Below are 18,354 nucleotides of genomic sequence, written 5' to 3'. Positions count from 1 at the left end.
ATGATGAAGCGGCAGAATGCCGTGCTTTAAGACCTTATGCGGCGAAGTTGTAAGACGGTCAACATTGCTTTTGTCAGACCGGATGCCCGCTAACCCGCCAACAGCCAGCAGCGATCATTTTTCAACCGAGCTGTTGAAGCGGTTTCTCAGCAACCGGGACCAGTGTTTATCATAAACAAATATCCATTGGCCGGGAAAGCGAATGAAGAATTTTTCCAGCGCGCTCAGCCATTTTTGGGTCGTTGACAGCACATCAGTCGCGACAATTGGCTCACCCAAATGCAACACAATATCAGCTTCCGTCTGCTCAACCATTACTGGCAGAATGGGCACTTTACATTTTGCGGCAAACCGCGCCGGCCAGCCCGGGACACCAACAGGTTGGCCAAATGCGTTGGCCCGAACATTGTCGCGTTCTTTCGAGACAGGTTCTGCTTCTGGTGGCGGTTGTTTGATGCGATCCACCGTCCCAATCACCAGCTTGCCATTCCGCAGTGCTTTCAACACGGTTCGGGCAACGACGGCCTCATTGTTTCGGCGCACATCAAGCACCTCACATCCCAGATTGACAAAGTATCGCCTTTGCGCCTCTGCGCGGGTGTCTTTTCTCGGCTCCCGGATCAACATCAATGTGTCATAGCGTGAGGCCAATCCGCGCACCATCAAAAGCGCTCCATGGCAATGAGGCAACGCCAGTAAAGCGCCGCCATGCTCTTTGATGATATCGTCCAGACGATCCTGTTCGGGAATTTTGAGCAATTTATCGAGCGGCTCGGTGTCTCCATTGCTCAGCATCTCAATGCGCTTTGCAAATAGTAACACGCCCCCGACAAAGTCCCGATAGATTTGCCTTGGTGAACTGTGTCCGACGGCAGAATGAAGTGCGATCGCGGTTTTACGCATGTGACTGGCCGGAACATAGTAGATGAGCCAAAACAAAGCCCGCAGGACACCATATCCTACATTCTGTACAGGAGTGGATTGTCGTGAAAGCCAGCCTGAGGCTGCGTATAATTTATCTGCCGTGCGGTCTTTGAACCGGGTAAAACTAAATTTCATGGCTCCCCAACACAACTCAGCAGCCAGTCGCTGGACTGTTTCGATTTCAGCCTCTGCCTGCTTGCGCATCATCTAGCATAAGTTCTTAGCCAGTAAAGAAATCAATTCCAAAAAACAGAACAATCACTGGAATTGGGGCAACAGCAACCAGGATTGTCACAAAAAATGCCGGTACGGAGTACAATCTGCTGATGCCCGCCAACAGCACAATCCCCCCGCCGCCGCCAATCAAAGAGTTGCCGGGAATGTTCAGAGCTATGGCCAGCGCCAGGTGACGGTTCCTCAGCAAAAACGGCACGAAGCGGTTTGGTGCTTTCGATATCAGGAATTCCAGCCTTTGCGGTGGCGTGAGCGGTTCAACCAGATCAAGCATTCTCTGCATGCGGGTAAAGCCAAGCCATTTCAGGCAGTTCGTAAGGATTTGGAGCGGTAAAAACCGACCGATCAGGAAGCTGATGCTCAACCCGCAAACGGTTGACAGATAGACAATGGCAGCAATTTTGGACCCCGCCATCATCATCATGGCAATGCCGATTTCAGCTCCCGGTACAAATGGCACGGCAAGCAAAAACGCATATAGCAATGCGCTGAGAAGCACTTCAGGCCTCAGCAAACTCGGCTCGCCAGCGGGAACCTTGATTTCCACCGCTCCGGTCACCCAACCGGACACCAGATTACCGATGACCAGCAGCAGCCCGATACACAGGAATTGAATCAATAGCCGGACCGGAGAGAAGTTGCGGCCCTGCCGTTTTTCCTCCGATTGTTTCGCTTGGCCATTGTCGATTTTATTCAAACCCGGTGCCGATTCATATTTACTATTAACTGCGCGCAGAAAGAGCAGGCATTGTAGGCCAAACCAATCGCAGGCAAAGCCTATACGCATTGTAATCCAGGAGAAGCAATCGATTTTCCGCAGTTTGGCCGCTCAGCATATCGATCGGATAACCGCCAGCAAGTTTATTCTTATACAAGACTTGAATTGCCGCCCGTCTTATACAAGACTGTGTGGGATCAAAAAACAGATCATGGGAGAGACATATGACAAATAAGACAATTATCGGTGCCATTTTGGCAACTGCACTAGCGACGACGCTCGCAACCGCTCAGGACTTCCCCTCCAAATCGGTCGACTATATCATTCCGTTCGGACCAGGTGGTGAGTCAGATGTGACCGCACGTTTTCAGCAACCCTTCTTCAAGGACAAATTCGGTCAGGACCTCGTGGTGTCCTACAAACCTGGTGGCGGTGGTGCTGTAGGCTGGTCTCAGCTCAACGGCATGGCAGGCGATGGCCATACGATTATGGGCATCAACCTGCCGCATATTATTGTAAAGCCAAAGCAGGGTGACGTTGGTTTCCAGACGGACAATATCACTGCAATCTACATGTTCCATTACACACCTGATGCTATTGTGGTGCATGCCGACAGTGATTTTCAGTCGCTTCAGGATTTGATTGACTACGCAAAAGCCAATCCGAAGAAAACGACTTTCTCCGGCTCCGGCAAGGGAACTGCAAACCATATTGCACAGGTCATTTTTGACGACCTGGCAGGCGTTGAGACCACTTATGTTTCGTTCAAGGGCACGGGCGCTGCAGTTACTGCACTGCTCGGCAAACAGGTTGTTGCTGAATGGGGCTATACGACTGTCGGCGCCAAACAGGGTGACAAAGTGCGCATGCTGGCCGTTGCCATGGAAGAACGCCACCCGGCCTTTCCGAACGTGCCAACATTCCGGGAACTGGGCTTTGACATGGTGTCCGGTGCCTATCGTGGCATAGCTGTACCAAAGTCTACACCGGAAGATGTGCGTATGAAGCTTTCAGACATGATCCGCGATATCAATGCTGATCCCGCGTTTCAGAAGCAGATGCTGGATGGTGGTTTTGCTCTGTCTGAAATTGGATATGGTGCAGACATGGATGCGTTCATGGCATCAAAATCCGAAGAATATCTTGCTGCCGCCAAAAGCGCCGGCGTTATAGACTAAGACACTATGCGTGCGGCCATAAAGGCCGCACGCATGCCGCTATTCCAATCTTAAATTTTTCCAGAGAGATGCAATGCTTGAGCACTTGATGTCGGCGTTTTCGCCCCTGAACATCTTTCTGGCGCTTCTGGGCGTGGCTGCCGGTACGATTATCGGGTCCATTCCTGGACTGACAGCAACCATGGCCGTTGCTGTTCTCGTACCCATCACATTTTCCATGCAACCGGATTCCGCGCTCATCCTGATGGGCGCAATTTACACCGGAGCCATTTACGGCGGAGCTTACGCAGCTATTTTGCTGAATACACCAGGAACACCTTCTGCCATTGCCACGACCTTTGATGGTTATCCCATGGCAAAGCGCGGCGATGGTGATCTGGCGATCACTATTGCCTGTCTTGCCAGTGTGGTTGGTGGTCTGATTGGTGCCTTGGCGTTGCTGCTTCTGGCGCCTCCCCTTGCGGATGCTGCCCTGGCCTTTGGACCTGTTGAGTATTTCTGGCTTGCCGTTTTTGGCCTGTCACTGATTGCGGCCCTGTCTGAGGGCGAGTTTCTAAAGGGAGTCATTGCGGCTTGTTTTGGATTGCTGCTGGCCATGATCGGCATTTCCGAGACGAGTGCTGAAGTACGTTTTACCTTTGGCTCAAATACCTTGTTGGGCGGCATTGAAGTGGTTTCCGCACTGATCGGGCTTTATTGCATCCCTGTCCTTATCGACCTTGTCGCGACACCTGACCGACATTTGAATCCGGCTGAGACACAACGCGGATTTCGTCTGGTGGAAGCGGTCGCAACGGTTTTGAAGAATAAGTGGAACGTCTTGCGAAGTTCACTTATCGGCACTTTTGTCGGAGCATTGCCGGGCGCTGGTGGGTCAATCGCCGGGCTCGTCGCCTATTCGGAAGCGCGCAGGTCTTCAAAAAACCAGGCGAATTACGGCAAGGGTGAACCGGGCGGTGTGATCGCAACTGAATCTGCCAATAATGCGACCGTTGGTGGCGGGTTCATACCAACGCTGGTTCTGGGAATTCCCGGAACGCCGCCGGATGCGGTGATCCTTGGCGCGCTGTTGGTACAGGGCGTGCGCACTGGACCGACCTTGTTTTCAGACGGCGCCAATATTGTCTACACATTCATTTTCGGGTTGCTGCTGGCAACTATTCTGATGCTGCCGGTTGGCCTTCTGATCGGCCGTTTCGCCTATGGCGCGATTGTAAAAGCACCAAAATCTGCCTTGGTTCCAATTGTGGCCTTCATGACAGTGATCGGTGCATTCTCCATTCGCAATAACCTGTCCGATGTCATCATCATGATTGTTCTGGGCATCGTTGGCTGGGTTGCCTCAAAGCGTGGTTTCTCCGTATCTCCTATCGTGCTTGGGCTCATTCTGGGCCGGATTGCGGAACAGGGATTTGTGCAAAGCTGGACCATTGGCGATGCGCTTGGAGATCTATGGGGCCAGTTTTTCGGTCGTCCCCTGTCTCTTATCATTATCGCAATGACCCTATTGACGTTTGTCTATCCATTCATGCCAAAGCTCAAAGAGCTGTTTTCAAAATCCGCTACGGTTCCAGATCCTGAAAAAGTACGTGCCTCGGGCGGAGCTGTTGCCAGAGATGTTGTTTCCTTTGCATTCTTCGGGGTTCTGGCGGCAATTGCCATTGTGCAGACCGGCTCCCTCAACGCTGAGGCAGCCGTGTTTCCCCGGACTATCGCCATAGGCATGGCTGTGTTTATTGCCATCGCATTTGTGCGACTTCTGGTAACGCGAAGTGTCAAGGAAGTCTCAAGCCCCGGTTCAACCCCGCGCCGCATTTCGGTGCCGGTGGTCATGCTTGGTGCAGTTCTGCTGATACCGGTTCTGGGATTTGGGCTGGCAGGTGCGCTTATGGGCCTGGCCCTCATTGCTGCGGCACAATATGAGCGCCTGAGTGCCAAGCCCATGATCATTCTTGCCGCGAGCGTGGTGGTAGTGATTTTTCTGTTCAGCTTCGGCTTCAAAGACATTCTCGGGGTGCCATTGCCAAGCGGTATGTTCTGAATTGAGCGGTCTGTCTGAGAACCCTCAGTCGAAATCGAAGTCGCCATCGCCTTCGACCTCAACGGCGTAGTCGAGGCTTCCCAGTTTTGCCAATTGACGGACCCGGTTCGACAGGCGCTGTCCCATCAGATCCTGGAGATCGGTCGGGAGTGTCAGCAACAGTCCATCTTCTTCTTTTGTCAATTTCACCCGGTCTATGACACCGGGCATTCCTGCCGAGACAAGCATGCCGACACGGATGGCAAGAGCCAGCGCACGGGCGCGCAATTCATGACGTTCACCCGCCATTTTTTTCAGCTTCGGGCTGAGTTCTTCATTGCCGCTGCCGGAATGCCGATAAAAGTTGGAAAGTGCCAGATAGGCCCTGCCCGGATGGTCGATGCCAACAAACGCTGCATGCGCAACAATGTTGAGGCTTTGCTCTCCGCGGTAATCGGGATGGGCGCGCCAGCCAATATCAGCCAGCAGGCAAGCGGCAACACGCAGCCGCGCCTCATCAGCGGTTTCATCCAGGCCAAGCATTTCAAAAACGGTTTCTGACCAGGTGCAAAGTTCTTCGGCGTGCTCAGGTGAGCGCGCTCGCAAGATGGCAAGTTCTTCAGAGGCGCACAGCAGTGGATCGCGGCTCTGCTCGGCAGCGTCCAGCATTTGAAACAGATGGCCTTCTCTGACCCCGATGGCGGAAAACGCCACTTCGCGCGCTTTGGTCTGTTTCAGGGTCTGTGCCAGCAGTATGGCACCATAAGGAAGCAGAGGGCGGCGTGCCCGCGATACAAAACTGATCCCGTCCAGATCCTGAGTATCAGTCTTCAGGATTTCCTCACAGAAGGCGATCATATCTGCCGAGGCCACCCGAAAATCATGCATCACCAGCAATGGATAATTGGTGTGATGCATATAGAGGCGCCCTATGGCGCGCCATGTTCCGCCAACAGCATAGAAGGTACGATCAACGCCTTGGGCCAACAGACTTGCCTCTGACAATCGCTGTTTGGCCAGCTTTGCCGCCTCAGCCACATCGTCATTGGCATCGGACTGCAGCCGCAACCCGCCCAAAGGTAATGTAATACCCGAGCCAATACTGGTGCCTTTTACATCGACGAATTCCAGGCTGCCACCACCCATATCACCCATGATGCCGTCAGCATTGTGGAAGCCGGAAATGACAGCGAGTGCTGATCGATGCGCTTCCTGGCGACCGGTCAGGACTTCCACATCACTTCCAAGCGCCTCGCGGACCTTTTCCAGAAACTCAGCACCGTTCTTGGCTTCACGAGCCGCCGCGGTCGCAATAATCTCAAGCTGCTTCACACCAATCTGGTCACACAGAATGCGGAAACGGCGCATCGCTGTCAGCGCCAGATTGACACTGTCTTCGTCCAGAAGCCCGGTCTCGGCCACGCTGCGACCCAGACCACACAGAACCTTTTCGTTGAAGAATACGGAAGGGGATCGGGTCAACCGCTCATAGACCACAAGCCGGACAGAGTTCGATCCAATATCGATGACCGCAACCGGTCCAAACCCGGCGAGCAGACCCTGTGCTTTGGTCACAGAAATGTCAGGCATGACGTCAGCCTTCATATCCCCGCCCCCTCAGCCGGTTCAACGCTTCATTGTTCAGCCCGGTAAGGCTAACTAGGATTTGGACTTTGCTTTGGATTTACTACGTTTGGCAAGTGATTTCGGCGGGTTCTTTTTAAGCGACTTGCCCCGGCCCGAAAGGCTTGGATTCGTCAGGAAATGATTATGCAGGTTAAATGGCTCTTCGCCATCTTCCGGCACCATCCTTCGGGATGACCCGTCGGACAGTATTTCCCAGCTTTGCTGATTATCACGCAGATTGGCAACCATAATCTGATCAATAATCTGATCATGCACAGTTGGATTGTTAATCGGCACCATGGTTTCCACCCGGCGATCCAGATTGCGCGGCATGAAATCGGCGGACCCTATGTAGACAATCGCATCATCCGAGGGCAGCCCCTTGCCATTGCCAAAACAGACTATGCGGCTGTGTTCCAGAAAACGACCCACGATGGATTTTACGCGAATATTTTCCGAAATACCGGCCATTTGCGGACGCAAACAGCAGATGCCACGAATTACCAGATCAATTTTCACGCCAGCCTGACTGGCTTTGTACATGGCATCGATCAGCATTGGATCAACCAGTGAATTCATCTTGGCCCAAATCTGGGCTGGCTTTCCAGCCTTCGCGTGGTCAATTTCCCGCTCAATATGAGACAACATCTGATCACGCAGCGTATATGGCGAGATAGCCAGGCGTTCCACATCCTGTGGCCGTGCGTATCCTGTAATGAAGTTGAAGACCCGTGCAGCATCGCGTGCCAAAATCGGATCATCGGTGAAATAGGACAAATCAGTATAGATCTTTGCCGTAATCGGATGGTAATTGCCGGTTCCGAAGTGACAATATGTGCGCATCTGCCCATTCTCGCGTCGGATCACCAGCGACATTTTGGCGTGGGTCTTCAGTTCAAGAAAACCGTAAACGACCTGAACACCGGCCCGCTCCAGATCCCGCGCCCAGCGTATGTTGGCTTCCTCATCAAACCGGGCTCGCAATTCCACCAGCGCTGTCACTGATTTTCCAGCTTCGGCGGCCTCGACAAGTGCACTTACAATCGGGCTGTTATTTGAGGTGCGATAAAGAGTTTGCTTGATTGCCACAACATCGGGATCGTTTGCGGCCTGTTTCAAAAACTGCAGGACAACATCAAAGCTTTCATAGGGATGATGTACCACCAGATCTTTTTCACGAATGGCACCAAAACAATCTCCGCCATGTTCTCGGATGCGTTCGGGGAACCGCGCCGCTGGTTTTGGGAACAGCAGTTTGGGCAGATCCAATTTGACCAGTTGAGACAGATCACTGAGTGCCATCAGGCCTTCGGTGACCACGACATCATCGGAGCTTACATGCAATGCATCGGACACAAATTTCCTGAGATTCGGCGGAAATGCGCCGCTCAGTTCCAGCCGAATGACAGAGCCGCGCCTGCGCCGCTTGAGGGCCGTTTCAAATAGTCTGACAAGATCTTCTGCTTCTTCCTCAATCTCCATTTCAGAGTCGCGGATGACACGGAAAGTCCCTTTTGCAATGACTTCATAACCCGGGAACAGACGCGATATGAAGAGAGCAATAACGTCTTCAAGCGCTATGAAACGCGCCACAGAATTCTCATTCGCAGGCAGTTGCACAAAACGATTGATGGCCCCGGGAACACGCAACAACCCTGTCATTGCCTTGTTTCGGCTGTTCTGTTTGGCGGTCGCCTGCAATTGCAGGACAAGCGAAAAACCAAGGTTGGGAATAAAGGGAAACGGATGCGCCGGATCAATTGCAAGCGGCGTTAGAACCGGAAATATGTTTTCGGTGAAATAGTCGTCCAACCACTTCTGATCTGCACCCGGCAGAGCATCGCCAGACAGCAGGAATATGCCGTTTTTCTCAAGTTCCTTGCGCAGATTGTTGAACGCTGTCTGTTGGTTGAGAACCAGTTTTTCAGCGGCAGTTGCCAATTGGTCCAGTTGCTGTGTGGGGGTCAGACCATCAGCGCTGAGTGTTTTGATGCCCTCACGCTGCTGACCTTTCAATCCGGCAACACGGACCATGAAAAATTCACTCAGATTATCGCCCGAAATCGAGAGAAAACGCAGTCGTTCCAACAATGGATGTGCCGCGTTTTCAGCCTCTTCAAGAACCCGGCTGTTGAAGCCAAGCCATGACAATTCCCGGTTTATGAATCGGGCCGGATCTTTCATCAGCTTGGAATCAAGTTTCAGTGGCGTGCTTCCGGCAGAGGGTTCGGGTGGCTGAGGTGCCGTCTGGATATCCAGTGCATCAACGCTCTCAAACTTTTCTTCCATCGAAGCTTTTACCAATCTTTGCTGAAGCCAATCGTAGCCAAACCCGGTGTATAGGCTGAACATAGTTCAATAATATGACAAAGATGGTTCAAATGGGAATAATGTGGGTAACAGGGTTAGCAAACCCATTCTTTCGCCAGATGGCGCGTCACAACACAGCAGCAGCCAATTGACGAGTGATCGGGCGGCCCTGTTCCAGCGACAGTCGATCGAGATCATTCACAAGGCGACCGACGGCCGAAAGTGAGCGCTCCATTCGGACCAGAATGTATTCCAGAACACGGGGTTCGATCGTCAATTGGCGATCCGCAAACAATTTGACCATGACCTGGCGCAACAGTTGATCGCCCGGCTCATTCAGTTCCAGCGGATGAGCCGCCCGTAACCGGGAACGCAAATCTGGCAGCGTAAGCGGCCACGAATCCGGCCATGACCGGCTGGTTATCAACAATGTTGAAGCACGCTCACGAATATGGTTGAGAAGATGAAACATCCTCGTTTCATCCAGTTGCACTGCATAAGCGTCCTCGACAATAACAGGTGTGCTGCCAAGGACGGGCAAATCTTCCGGTTTTGGCAAATCGTTATTATTCAGATGCGTTGCGCCGGATTGTTGGCCGTGAATTGCAGCCAGATGCGACTTTCCCGATCCGACAGGTCCAGCCAGAACAATCACGTCTGATGGCCAATCTGGCCAAGAGACAATCATGTCAAAAGCCTTTTGATTGGCGTCATCCAATATAAAATCCTCACGCGTCATTGCTGAAGCGATTGGCAGATCAAACGACATTTGGCCTGCCGTGTGAGACATCACTATGCGTCCTGCCCTTTGTAGAAATTGCTTTGGAGATACTGCTTGAGTGCAAACCTTACCAGAACACCAACCGCGGCAGCCAGCGGCACTGCGACCAGTAGTCCGACGAAGCCAAACAATGATCCGAATGCAAACAAAGCAAACATCAGCCAGACAGGATGCAGGCCCACCGAACGCCCCACCAGCCTTGGCTGCAGGATGTTGCCTTCCAGGAACTGCCCTGCCCCGAAAATTACAGCAATCAGCGCAATATTAATGTAATCAGGCCAGAACTGCACAAGCGCCACACCAATGGCCAACAGGAAGCCTGTGATCGAGCCGACATAGGGAATGAAGCTCAACACGCCTGCCAGCAAGCCAATCAACAACCCGAAGTTCAGCCCGGCAAGACTCAGCCCAATTGCATAGAAGGCACCGAGCAACACACAGACAAGCCCCTGCCCGCGCACGAACCCAGCCAGAGCTGCGTTAATGTCCCTTGCCAGGCTACGAATGATGTCCGCATGGTCACGGGGCAGCCACGAATTCACTTTGGCAACCATGCGATCCCAATCATACAGCAGATAAAACGCGACGACGGGTGTCACGACAAACAGGCTTGCAATATCCAGAACTGCCTGCCCGCCACTCCAAACAGAGCGCAGCAAGCCGGTGAGCCATCCGGCACCTTCTGTCAGCAGTTCGGAGAATGATTGCTGAACAGACGTTCTATCCTCGCCAACAAAGCGTTCAAGCCAGCCTGCGTTGAATTCCGAAAGTCTCATCTGCAGTTGCGATATAAGCCCGGGCAACCGCTCGATAAAGCTTGCTGTTTGCGCGCCAAGCAAAGGAATGATTATCACCAGCGAAAGCACAAACACGATGAGAAACAGGACAAGTATGATGATGGTTGCCATCATCCGGCTGAAACCGCGACGTTCAAACCAGTCAGCCAGCGGGTCAAGACAAAAGGCAAGGCCCATACCCGCGACGAAGGGTAACAGGATACCGCGAAACAAATACAGAAATACGATGAGAACCGCCAAAGCGGTGAGCCAGAAATAAACGTGAGTTCGAAGTTTCAAAGCGACATTTCCTGAATTCGTGGTTTTCTAAAATCATGACACAACAGTCACATGAGTCATAGCATATGTGGCTGGGTCTCAAAATCGGGAAACAGCACGTTAAATTCGATGGCCAGCATCACGGTTTATGTTCAATCCCAGCCATATGACGAAACCAGTCGAGCAGATAGGCCAAAGTTGACAAGAGGGTCAGCACAGCCACCAAAAACACCGATATATTGATGAAGATGTCCAATTGGAGATCGAACGCCATGGCTGCCATGACGAGACAAACCAGAACGATTTGGGCCAGAGTGTTCGCTTTACTCACCAGTAGCGGTTTCATTGGAATCGGTTGATGCAACACCCAGGACAGGATCACGGCGCCTAAAATCAACAAATCACGACTGATTACAAGAATCACCAGCCACAGCGGAAGCATCCCCTGGATGCCAAGGGCCAGGAACACCGCAACCAGCATGACCTTATCTGCAATGGGATCCAGATGCGCTCCCAGTTCGGAAGCCTGGTTGAACCGCTTGGCAATAAAACCGTCAATGCCATCGGAGACACCAGCAAGCAGGAACAACCAGAAAGCCAGTGAAAGCTGCTGAGTGCTGATTAGCCACACGACCAAAGGTGCCGCGAACAGCCGGAATACCGAAATCATGTTTGGAATTGTCATGACAATTATCTGGTCTGGGTTCTAAAATAATTTCAGGATTTTGAAACGCGCCACATGTCTACTGCTACAAGAAAACAATTGGTACTCGCAATGAAGTAAACTTCAACCTAAATTTGCATCCTTCATCCACTGCGAACCCATTTTTTCCGGGTGGAGAAAGTATCTCCATATCAGCCAATTCCCCGGTGCCACTGCCAAGATCGCGAATGAATGAGACGCTGGCAGCCAAAGCTCGGCAATCGTCAAAGTCCGGCCTTTCTCAATCACTCAATCGAGATAGATGCCGTTCTTTGAAGTTTCAATCATAGGCGTCTTGTTTTTTCTGTGACCCGTGGAAAGACTTGGCCATTATGGCAGTTTTGGGCTTGAATTAGTGGGTTTCAGCGGGCAAACCGGCTACATACAACTGATAAGCTCCACAATTGCCGGGATACGCATAATGGGTGACTCCGAAAACTCCAAATCCAATGGCCTGTCCTACCGTGATGCCGGTGTCGACATTGACGCGGGCAATGCTCTGATCGACGACATAAAGCCAATGGTCAAAGCGACCAGTCGGCCGGGTGCCGATTCTGAGCTGGGTGGTTTTGGTGGCCTCTTCGACCTGAAGGCCGCAGGATTTCAGGATCCAATTCTGGTGGCGGCGAATGATGGAGTTGGCACCAAACTGGCGTTGGCCGTTGAATCCGGTCGGCACGAGACAATCGGAATTGATCTGGTTGCAATGTGCGTGAATGATTTGATTGTACAGGGCGCAGAGCCTTTGTTCTTTCTGGATTATTACGCCTGCGGCAAACTTGACCGGACAGTCGCTGCACATGTCGTTTCCGGCATTGCAGAAGGCTGTAAAATGGCCGGCGCGGCGCTGATCGGTGGTGAAACCGCCGAAATGCCCGGACTTTACCGCGAAGGCGATTATGATCTGGCGGGTTTCTGTGTTGGTGCCGTCGAACGGGGCCAAACCTTACCACGCCAGGACGTGAAAGCAGGCGATGTGCTGATTGGCCTGCCCTCTTCCGGAATCCACTCCAACGGGTTTTCTCTCGTGCGCAAAGTTCTTGCGTTAAGCGGTGCTGCGCTGACCGAACCAGCTGCCTTTGCGCCCGAACAGTCTCTGGGTGAAATTCTGATGGAGCCGACCCGGATTTATGTGAAACCGATTTTGGCAGCCTTGCGCAACACCAATGGTTTAAAAGCTCTGGCCCACATCACCGGCGGCGGGTTCACAGAGAATATTCCGCGCGTCTTGCCTGAGGATCTGTCGGTAAATATTGATCTTGGCCAAATTCCACACGCGCCAGTCTTCAAATGGCTTTCGCAAACCGGCGGCATCGCGGAACTGGAAATGCTGCGCACCTTCAACTGCGGGATCGGTATGGTGATCATTGTTTCACCGGATGACAAAGACGCTGTGATGGCCGCCCTGCAGGCAGAGGGAGAAGCACCTGTGGAAATGGGATTGCTTCAGGAGCGAAAGACCGAGGACGCACAGGTGCTCTACCACAATCACCTGTCAGGCTACGGGTCATGAAACAGGTTGCCATCCTGATTTCCGCGCGCGGCAGCAATATGGAGGCCCTGTGCCGCGCATCACGCGCGCCGGATGCCGCCTATCATGTCTGCCGCGTTATATCCAACCGCCCTGAAGCGGAAGGCCTGAACTGGGCCAACACGAATGGGTTTGAAAGCCTTGCCGTCGATCACAAACAGTTCCCCAACAAGGCATCATTTGAAGAAAAGCTTCATGCCGAATTGATTGCGTGCGGGGCTGAGTATGTATGTCTTGCAGGGTTTATGAGACTCTTATCTGCTGAGTTCGTGCAGTCCTGGCGCGGACGGCTTTTGAACATCCATCCTTCCCTGCTGCCCAGCTTTGCAGGGCTGACGCCTCAGCAAAGGGCCTTGGATGCCGGAGTTCGGCTGTCCGGTTGCACTGTGCATTTTGTCAGTGAAATCATGGATGCGGGCCCGATTATCGCCCAGACGGTGGTTCCTGTCCTGAAAGATGACACGGAAGACACAATCAGCGGCCGCATTTTGAGGGCTGAGCATCAGACATACTGGCCAGCCTTGTCTGCAGTCTGCAAAGGCCAGGTTTCCTGGGATAATGGGGAACGGGCGACGGTGTCAGAACAGCTCGATACTTCGCTTCACGGGTGCCTGGATTTGTGAGCCGCCGGATGATCGACGTAAGGCTTCATGTGTATTTTCCACCAATCAGCATAAAGCGTCGCACGTCTTGGGCGGTAACGTTCATCGAGCACATCCATATTGTGGATTCTATCTGTGCGGAAATGACGGAAATCGACGCGTAATTCGCACCACGCCACAACCACCCGTGCGGACCGAAAATAACCAATTGAAATCGGCCAGATGATGCGTTCACTGGCGGCGCCGCTTTCATCGCTGTAACTGAGTTTCAACTTACGCTGTTCACGCATGGCATAGCGAATTTGAGCCACATCAACCTTGTCCTCACTCTTCAGACCGAAATCCGCCGCATAAAGTGGCGCGTCAATAAAAGTCTGCTTCAGGTTTTCCGGTATCACGGCAGCGATTTTCGCAATGGCATCACGGGCGCCCAGCTTCAATTCATCGTCGCCGCGCTCCTGCACCATGCGCATGCCAAGCATAATGGCTTCCAACTCCGCTGCGGTGAACATAAGCGGGGGAACGTCATACCCGTCCTCCAATACATATCCGACCCCCGCTTCGCCGCGGATGGGCACACGATTTCCCATCAGGTCCGCAATGTCGCGATAGATGGTTCGCAAGGACACCTCCAACTCCTCTGCAATCGCGCTGGCCGGATAGGGCCTGCGCGCTCGGCGGAGTATCTGGATGATTTGCAACAGTCGGTCAGCTCGTCTCATGGAAGCGCTATAACACACTATCCTGACAGCATGTTGTCAGCAGCATGTCAGTAAGACGGTTTGATCAAACGATCTGAAAATAGATCCTTAGGAGAACACAATGGCCGAGTTACCAGAGAATCCCAGCATCATATCCCATGTCTCCATCGGCGTTGCCGATTACGACAAGGCGATTGCGTTTTATGACGCGGTTTTAGGCGCGATGGGTGTTCGCAAGGTTATGGATTTTGAAAGTGCCGTGGCCTATGGCCGGGAATATCCGGAATTCTGGGTTCATCTGCCGGAAAACGGCGCGCCGGCCGCAGTCGGTAACGGAACCCATTTTGCTTTTGGCGCCCGATCCAAAGACGAAGTCCACGCCTTTTGGGACGCAGCTATTGCCAATGGTGCCAAACCGGATGGCGACCCGGGACCACGCCCCCATTACGGCGAACCCTATTATGGGTGTTTTGTACGGGACCTTGATGGCCACAAAATTGAGGCAACATATTGGGATGTTGAATTGATGCAAAAGCTGGCAGAACAAGCCTGAATGAACAAGTTTTCCCCTTAACAAAAAAGGGGCGCAACCTTCATCGGTTGCGCCCCTTTCTTATTTATCCGGGTGCTGAATTCAGCCAACGATCTCGTCATCGTTGAAGAAGTATTTGATTTCTTCCGCAGCTGTTTCCGGCGCATCTGAGCCATGTACTGAATTCTCGCCGATTGAGAGCGCAAATTCCTTGCGGATTGTGCCTTCATCAGCATCGGCTGGATTGGTTGCGCCCATAACTTCGCGGTTCTTGGCAATGGCATTTTCACCTTCCAGCACCTGAACAACAACAGGCTCGGAAATCATGAATTCAACCAGCTCACCGAAGAATGGACGGTCTTTATGGACAGCATAAAAGCCTTCGGCCTGCGCCTTGCTCATGTGAATGCGTTTGGAAGCGATGACGCGCAGACCGGCATCTTCGAATTTGGCAATGACTTTACCAGTCAGGTTGCGCTTTGTTGCATCTGGTTTGATGATTGAGAATGTGCGTTCAATAGCCATGTGAAAACTCTGTTTGCTGTGTTGATTGAAGGTCGATATGCGCAAGAAGCGCAGAGTTGCGCTCTCTTAGCTTTGCCAGAGGCGTGCTGCAAGCCCTTTCGCGGAAATGCAGGCTTTGGCAATGCGTTTGACGGTCTTATTGGTCCAAACGGGCATACCAGTCCAAAATGCGCGGTTTTTGCGGCAACACCTCATAGTCACTGCACTCCGCTGGCCACTTCAGGGAACCATAGACAATGAAATCTGCATAATTTGGTACATCACCGCCAATGAAACTTTGCTGCCGCAACATCATATCCAGAGCCAGAAGCTTGCCTTGAAAGTCAGCCCGGTAGGCGTCCCGGTCAGCATGCATCTCTTCAAGAGTTGTCTTCAGGCTGTTTTCGCGAGAGGCACGAAAATAGGCTTTGTCCTTATCATCGAGAATATCGTGGATATCCTTTGCGACCATGCGAATTATGCCCGGGTGCAGCGCGGAATAGGTCCAGGCCTCTACAAACCGGCTAAGGGCCACCGTGCTTTCGCACCCGAACAATGCAGGCCGGTCCGGATAGGTGGCATCCAGATATTCAGCAATGCCGAATGAATCGGTTACGATGGTATCGCCGTCACACAGCATGGGCACTGTTTTTTGGCCATTTCCTTCGATCTGGGCAATACCGGTGAAAGGAACCGCTATGGTTTCATAGGCCAGCCCCTTATGTTCCAGCGCTTTTTTTATTCGCCAGCAATAAGGGCTGAACCTGCGGTCTTTGTCTTTGCCGCATAAATCATAGAGTTTAATGCTCACCAATTGTCTCCCACGCGTTCAATTATGTGTTGATGCCAGTCTCTTAGCGTCTGATCAACTATCCCTTAGGCTCAGTGCCAATGAAGTGCTTCGACATGTTGCGCCTCTGACACGCAGAGGGGATAAATGCATAAACAATGGCTGTTTCGCCGTCTAACGGCATTCAGACCCTTGATTTTCCGTTGGTTGCACTGCACAAGCTCGCCACTATGTTGACCATTAACTCCCTCACCTATCGCATGGCTGGCCGTCTTCTTTTGGAGAATGCGTCCCTGTCTGTTCCGTCCGGCACCAAGATCGGTCTTGTCGGCAAGAACGGTACCGGCAAAACCACTCTGTTCAAGCTCATCACCCGAGACCTTGCGCCGGAAAGCGGCACCATCAGTCTGGTGCGTAATGCTCGCGTTGGACAGGTGGCACAGGAAGCACCTGGCGGGCCGGACAGCCTGCTGGAATTCGTGCTGCGCGCCGACAAGGAACGCACAGCCTTGCTGGAAGAAGCAGAGACAGCAATAGATCCGGATCGCATTTCCGAGATTTATACCCGTCTTGGCGATATTGATGCCTATTCCGCAGAATCCAGAGCTGGCACCATTCTGTCCGGTCTTGGTTTTGATGCCGAAGCACAACAAAGGCCCTGCTCGGATTTTTCCGGCGGTTGGCGTATGCGTGTGGCACTTGCTGCCGTGCTGTTTTCAGAGCCCGACCTGCTGCTGCTTGATGAGCCGACCAACTATCTCGATCTGGAAGGCACTTTGTGGCTTCAGGCCTATCTGAAGAAATACCCACATACGATCATCATTATCAGCCATGATCGGGAATTGCTGAATGAATCGGTCGAAATGATTGCCCATCTGGAGCACCGCAACATTACCGCTTATCGCGGTGGCTATGACACTTTTGAAAAGACGCGCCGTGAGAAACAGGTGCTGCTTGAAAAAGGCAAGGTCAAGCATGACGCCGCCCGCAAGCACATGGAAGCCTTTGTGGAGCGCTTCCGCTACAAGGCGTCAAAGGCAAAACAGGCCCAGTCTCGGATAAAAGCACTTGAGAAAATGGGGACTGCGACCACGCTGATCGATGAGACAAGCCTGCCGATCCGGTTTCCACCACCGGAAAAGGTGCTTGCACCTCCAATCATGCATTTTGAAGCCGTATCGGTTGGCTATACGCCTGGATCACCAGTGTTGAAGAACATCAATCTACGGATTGATGAGGATGATCGCATTGGCCTGTTGGGGCAAAACGGCAATGGCAAATCCACTTTTGCCAAATTGTTGGCCGAACGCCTTGGCGCTGAGACCGGCAAAATCACCAAGCCTTCCAAGCTGAAGGTCGCCTATTTCGCGCAACACCAATTGGATGAGTTGAAGCCGGAACAGACTGCGTTTGAGCATGTGCGTCCCTTGATGCCGCAAGCCCACGAATCCAAAGTTCGCGCCCGCGTGGCCCAGATGGGCCTTGGCGCTGACAAAATGGACACCACGGTTGCGAAGCTTTCAGGCGGAGAAAAAGCAAGGCTTATGCTTGGGCTGGCGACATTCCATGGCCCCCATTTGCTGATTTTGGATGAGCCGACCAACCATCTGGATATCGACAGCCGTCAGGCACTTGTACATGCGCTGAACGAGTATCCTGGGGCTGTGGTCATTGTCAGCCATGACAGATCGCTGCTGGACGCCAGTGTTGACCGGCTATGGCTTGTTGGCGATGGCACAATCGCACCCTTTGAAGGCAATATGGACGAATATCGCCGCCTGATTTTAAGCGGCAAACGTGCAAATGCGCCCAGCGAGCATTTGAAAGAAGAAGTCGTTGCAGCGCCACCGGTGAAAGAAGTTTCCGCGCAGGAGCGACGCCGGGAAGCGGCACAAAAGCGCGAGACGCTGGCGCCAATGCGTAAGAAAATCAAGGAGTTGGATGCGCAAATTGCCAAATTGATTCAGGAGATTGCGCGCGCGGAAAAAGCGCTGGCAGACCCTGAGCTTTACACCACAGACCCGGAGCGGGTGACTGCGCTTTCGAAATTTCGAGCTGATGCGGAAAAATTACTGGCAAGCACGGAAGAAGAATGGCTGTCCCTGTCATCGAAGTTTGAAGAAGCGATGGGCGAAGACGCCTAAA

At 52.6% G+C, this 18,354-nt stretch carries 16 protein-coding genes; 6 read left to right on the top strand and 10 right to left on the bottom strand.

Annotation, left to right across the window (positions count from 1 at the left end; all coding sequences use genetic code 11):
- Positions 1-114: 114 nt before the first annotated feature.
- Entirely contained in the window at positions 115-1,131 is a 1,017-nt protein-coding gene (locus RAL91_RS13315; RefSeq protein WP_306256698.1) for a hypothetical protein, read from the bottom strand.
- Between the two features lie 13 nt (positions 1,132-1,144).
- Positions 1,145-1,855, bottom strand: a complete 711-nt coding sequence (locus RAL91_RS13310; RefSeq protein ID WP_306256697.1) for a hypothetical protein — start codon at positions 1,853-1,855, stop codon at positions 1,145-1,147.
- 245 nt (positions 1,856-2,100) lie between these two features.
- On the opposite strand from RAL91_RS13310, the gene RAL91_RS13305 reads away from it, so the two are divergent.
- Both RAL91_RS13305 and RAL91_RS13300 read left to right on the top strand, forming a co-directional pair.
- Positions 2,101-3,054: a tripartite tricarboxylate transporter substrate binding protein gene (locus tag RAL91_RS13305; protein ID WP_306256696.1), complete on the top strand. Its 954-nt coding sequence runs from the start codon at positions 2,101-2,103 to the stop codon at positions 3,052-3,054.
- Positions 3,055-3,127: 73 nt separating this feature from the next.
- Positions 3,128-5,095, top strand: a complete 1,968-nt coding sequence (locus tag RAL91_RS13300; protein ID WP_306256695.1) for a tripartite tricarboxylate transporter permease — start codon at positions 3,128-3,130, stop codon at positions 5,093-5,095.
- 24 nt (positions 5,096-5,119) lie between these two features.
- Here RAL91_RS13300 and RAL91_RS13295 read toward each other — a convergent pair whose 3' ends face one another.
- The 5 genes from RAL91_RS13295 to RAL91_RS13275 all read right to left on the bottom strand — a co-directional run bounded on the left by RAL91_RS13295 (position 5,120) and on the right by RAL91_RS13275 (position 11,531).
- A complete protein-coding gene (locus RAL91_RS13295; RefSeq protein WP_306256694.1) occupies positions 5,120-6,664 on the bottom strand; it encodes a Ppx/GppA family phosphatase in 1,545 nt (514 codons plus the stop codon).
- A gap of 69 nt (positions 6,665-6,733) precedes the next feature.
- Complete coding sequence (locus tag RAL91_RS13290) at positions 6,734-8,959, bottom strand: RNA degradosome polyphosphate kinase (RefSeq protein WP_371932543.1); 2,226 nt, start codon at positions 8,957-8,959, stop codon at positions 6,734-6,736.
- Positions 8,960-9,137: 178 nt separating this feature from the next.
- Positions 9,138-9,800, bottom strand: a complete 663-nt coding sequence (locus RAL91_RS13285) for a hypothetical protein (protein ID WP_306256693.1) — start codon at positions 9,798-9,800, stop codon at positions 9,138-9,140.
- A 2-nt stretch (positions 9,801-9,802) separates the two neighbouring features.
- Complete coding sequence (locus RAL91_RS13280) at positions 9,803-10,867, bottom strand: AI-2E family transporter (protein WP_306256692.1); 1,065 nt, start codon at positions 10,865-10,867, stop codon at positions 9,803-9,805.
- A gap of 118 nt (positions 10,868-10,985) precedes the next feature.
- A complete protein-coding gene (locus RAL91_RS13275; protein ID WP_306256691.1) occupies positions 10,986-11,531 on the bottom strand; it encodes a CDP-alcohol phosphatidyltransferase family protein in 546 nt (181 codons plus the stop codon).
- 439 nt (positions 11,532-11,970) lie between these two features.
- On the opposite strand from RAL91_RS13275, the gene purM reads away from it, so the two are divergent.
- Positions 11,971-13,062, top strand: coding sequence for a phosphoribosylformylglycinamidine cyclo-ligase (purM, locus tag RAL91_RS13270; protein ID WP_306256690.1), 1,092 nt, complete (start codon positions 11,971-11,973; stop codon positions 13,060-13,062).
- Positions 13,059-13,703: a phosphoribosylglycinamide formyltransferase gene (purN, locus tag RAL91_RS13265; RefSeq protein WP_306256689.1), complete on the top strand. Its 645-nt coding sequence runs from the start codon at positions 13,059-13,061 to the stop codon at positions 13,701-13,703. Before purM ends, purN begins: the two co-directional genes overlap by 4 nt.
- Here the strand turns inward: purN and RAL91_RS13260 are convergent.
- Positions 13,682-14,404: a YafY family protein gene (locus RAL91_RS13260; protein WP_306256688.1), complete on the bottom strand. Its 723-nt coding sequence runs from the start codon at positions 14,402-14,404 to the stop codon at positions 13,682-13,684. The two genes, purN and RAL91_RS13260, sit on opposite strands and share 22 nt — an antisense overlap.
- Before the next feature lie 100 nt (positions 14,405-14,504).
- Here RAL91_RS13260 and RAL91_RS13255 point away from each other — a divergent pair, with 100 nt between their 5' ends.
- Positions 14,505-14,936, top strand: coding sequence for a VOC family protein (locus RAL91_RS13255; protein ID WP_306256687.1), 432 nt, complete (start codon positions 14,505-14,507; stop codon positions 14,934-14,936).
- An 81-nt stretch (positions 14,937-15,017) separates the two neighbouring features.
- On the opposite strand, the gene ndk is transcribed toward RAL91_RS13255, so the two are convergent.
- Both ndk and RAL91_RS13245 read right to left on the bottom strand, forming a co-directional pair.
- On the bottom strand, positions 15,018-15,440 hold the full coding sequence (gene ndk / locus RAL91_RS13250) for a nucleoside-diphosphate kinase (protein WP_306256686.1): 423 nt from the start codon (positions 15,438-15,440) through the stop codon (positions 15,018-15,020).
- A 136-nt stretch (positions 15,441-15,576) separates the two neighbouring features.
- Positions 15,577-16,230, bottom strand: a complete 654-nt coding sequence (locus tag RAL91_RS13245) for a glutathione S-transferase family protein (protein WP_306256685.1) — start codon at positions 16,228-16,230, stop codon at positions 15,577-15,579.
- A 209-nt stretch (positions 16,231-16,439) separates the two neighbouring features.
- On the opposite strand from RAL91_RS13245, the gene abc-f reads away from it, so the two are divergent.
- A complete protein-coding gene (abc-f, locus tag RAL91_RS13240; RefSeq protein WP_306262920.1) occupies positions 16,440-18,353 on the top strand; it encodes a ribosomal protection-like ABC-F family protein in 1,914 nt (637 codons plus the stop codon).
- Position 18,354: the final 1 nt, after the last annotated feature.

The sequence above is a fragment of the Pararhizobium sp. IMCC21322 genome, assembly GCF_030758295.1.
Lineage (GTDB): Bacteria > Pseudomonadota > Alphaproteobacteria > Rhizobiales.
This window is presented reverse-complemented; position numbering and strand designations above follow the sequence as displayed.

What these genes read in the sequence shown, in the direction of transcription:
- RAL91_RS13285 (WP_306256693.1), bottom strand. Translation starts at nt 9,800, where the DNA reads ATGTCTCACACGGCAGGCCAAATGTCGTTTGATCTGCCAATCGCTTCA.
- RAL91_RS13295 (WP_306256694.1), bottom strand. Translation starts at nt 6,664, where the DNA reads ATGCCTGACATTTCTGTGACCAAAGCACAGGGTCTGCTCGCCGGGTTT.
- RAL91_RS13260 (WP_306256688.1), bottom strand. Translation starts at nt 14,404, where the DNA reads ATGAGACGAGCTGACCGACTGTTGCAAATCATCCAGATACTCCGCCGA.
- RAL91_RS13305 (WP_306256696.1), top strand. Translation starts at nt 2,101, where the DNA reads ATGACAAATAAGACAATTATCGGTGCCATTTTGGCAACTGCACTAGCG.
- purN (WP_306256689.1), top strand. Translation starts at nt 13,059, where the DNA reads ATGAAACAGGTTGCCATCCTGATTTCCGCGCGCGGCAGCAATATGGAG.
- abc-f (WP_306262920.1), top strand. Translation starts at nt 16,440, where the DNA reads ATGTTGACCATTAACTCCCTCACCTATCGCATGGCTGGCCGTCTTCTT.
- RAL91_RS13255 (WP_306256687.1), top strand. Translation starts at nt 14,505, where the DNA reads ATGGCCGAGTTACCAGAGAATCCCAGCATCATATCCCATGTCTCCATC.
- RAL91_RS13315 (WP_306256698.1), bottom strand. Translation starts at nt 1,131, where the DNA reads ATGATGCGCAAGCAGGCAGAGGCTGAAATCGAAACAGTCCAGCGACTG.
- RAL91_RS13300 (WP_306256695.1), top strand. Translation starts at nt 3,128, where the DNA reads ATGCTTGAGCACTTGATGTCGGCGTTTTCGCCCCTGAACATCTTTCTG.
- RAL91_RS13275 (WP_306256691.1), bottom strand. Translation starts at nt 11,531, where the DNA reads ATGACAATTCCAAACATGATTTCGGTATTCCGGCTGTTCGCGGCACCT.
- ndk (WP_306256686.1), bottom strand. Translation starts at nt 15,440, where the DNA reads ATGGCTATTGAACGCACATTCTCAATCATCAAACCAGATGCAACAAAG.
- purM (WP_306256690.1), top strand. Translation starts at nt 11,971, where the DNA reads ATGGGTGACTCCGAAAACTCCAAATCCAATGGCCTGTCCTACCGTGAT.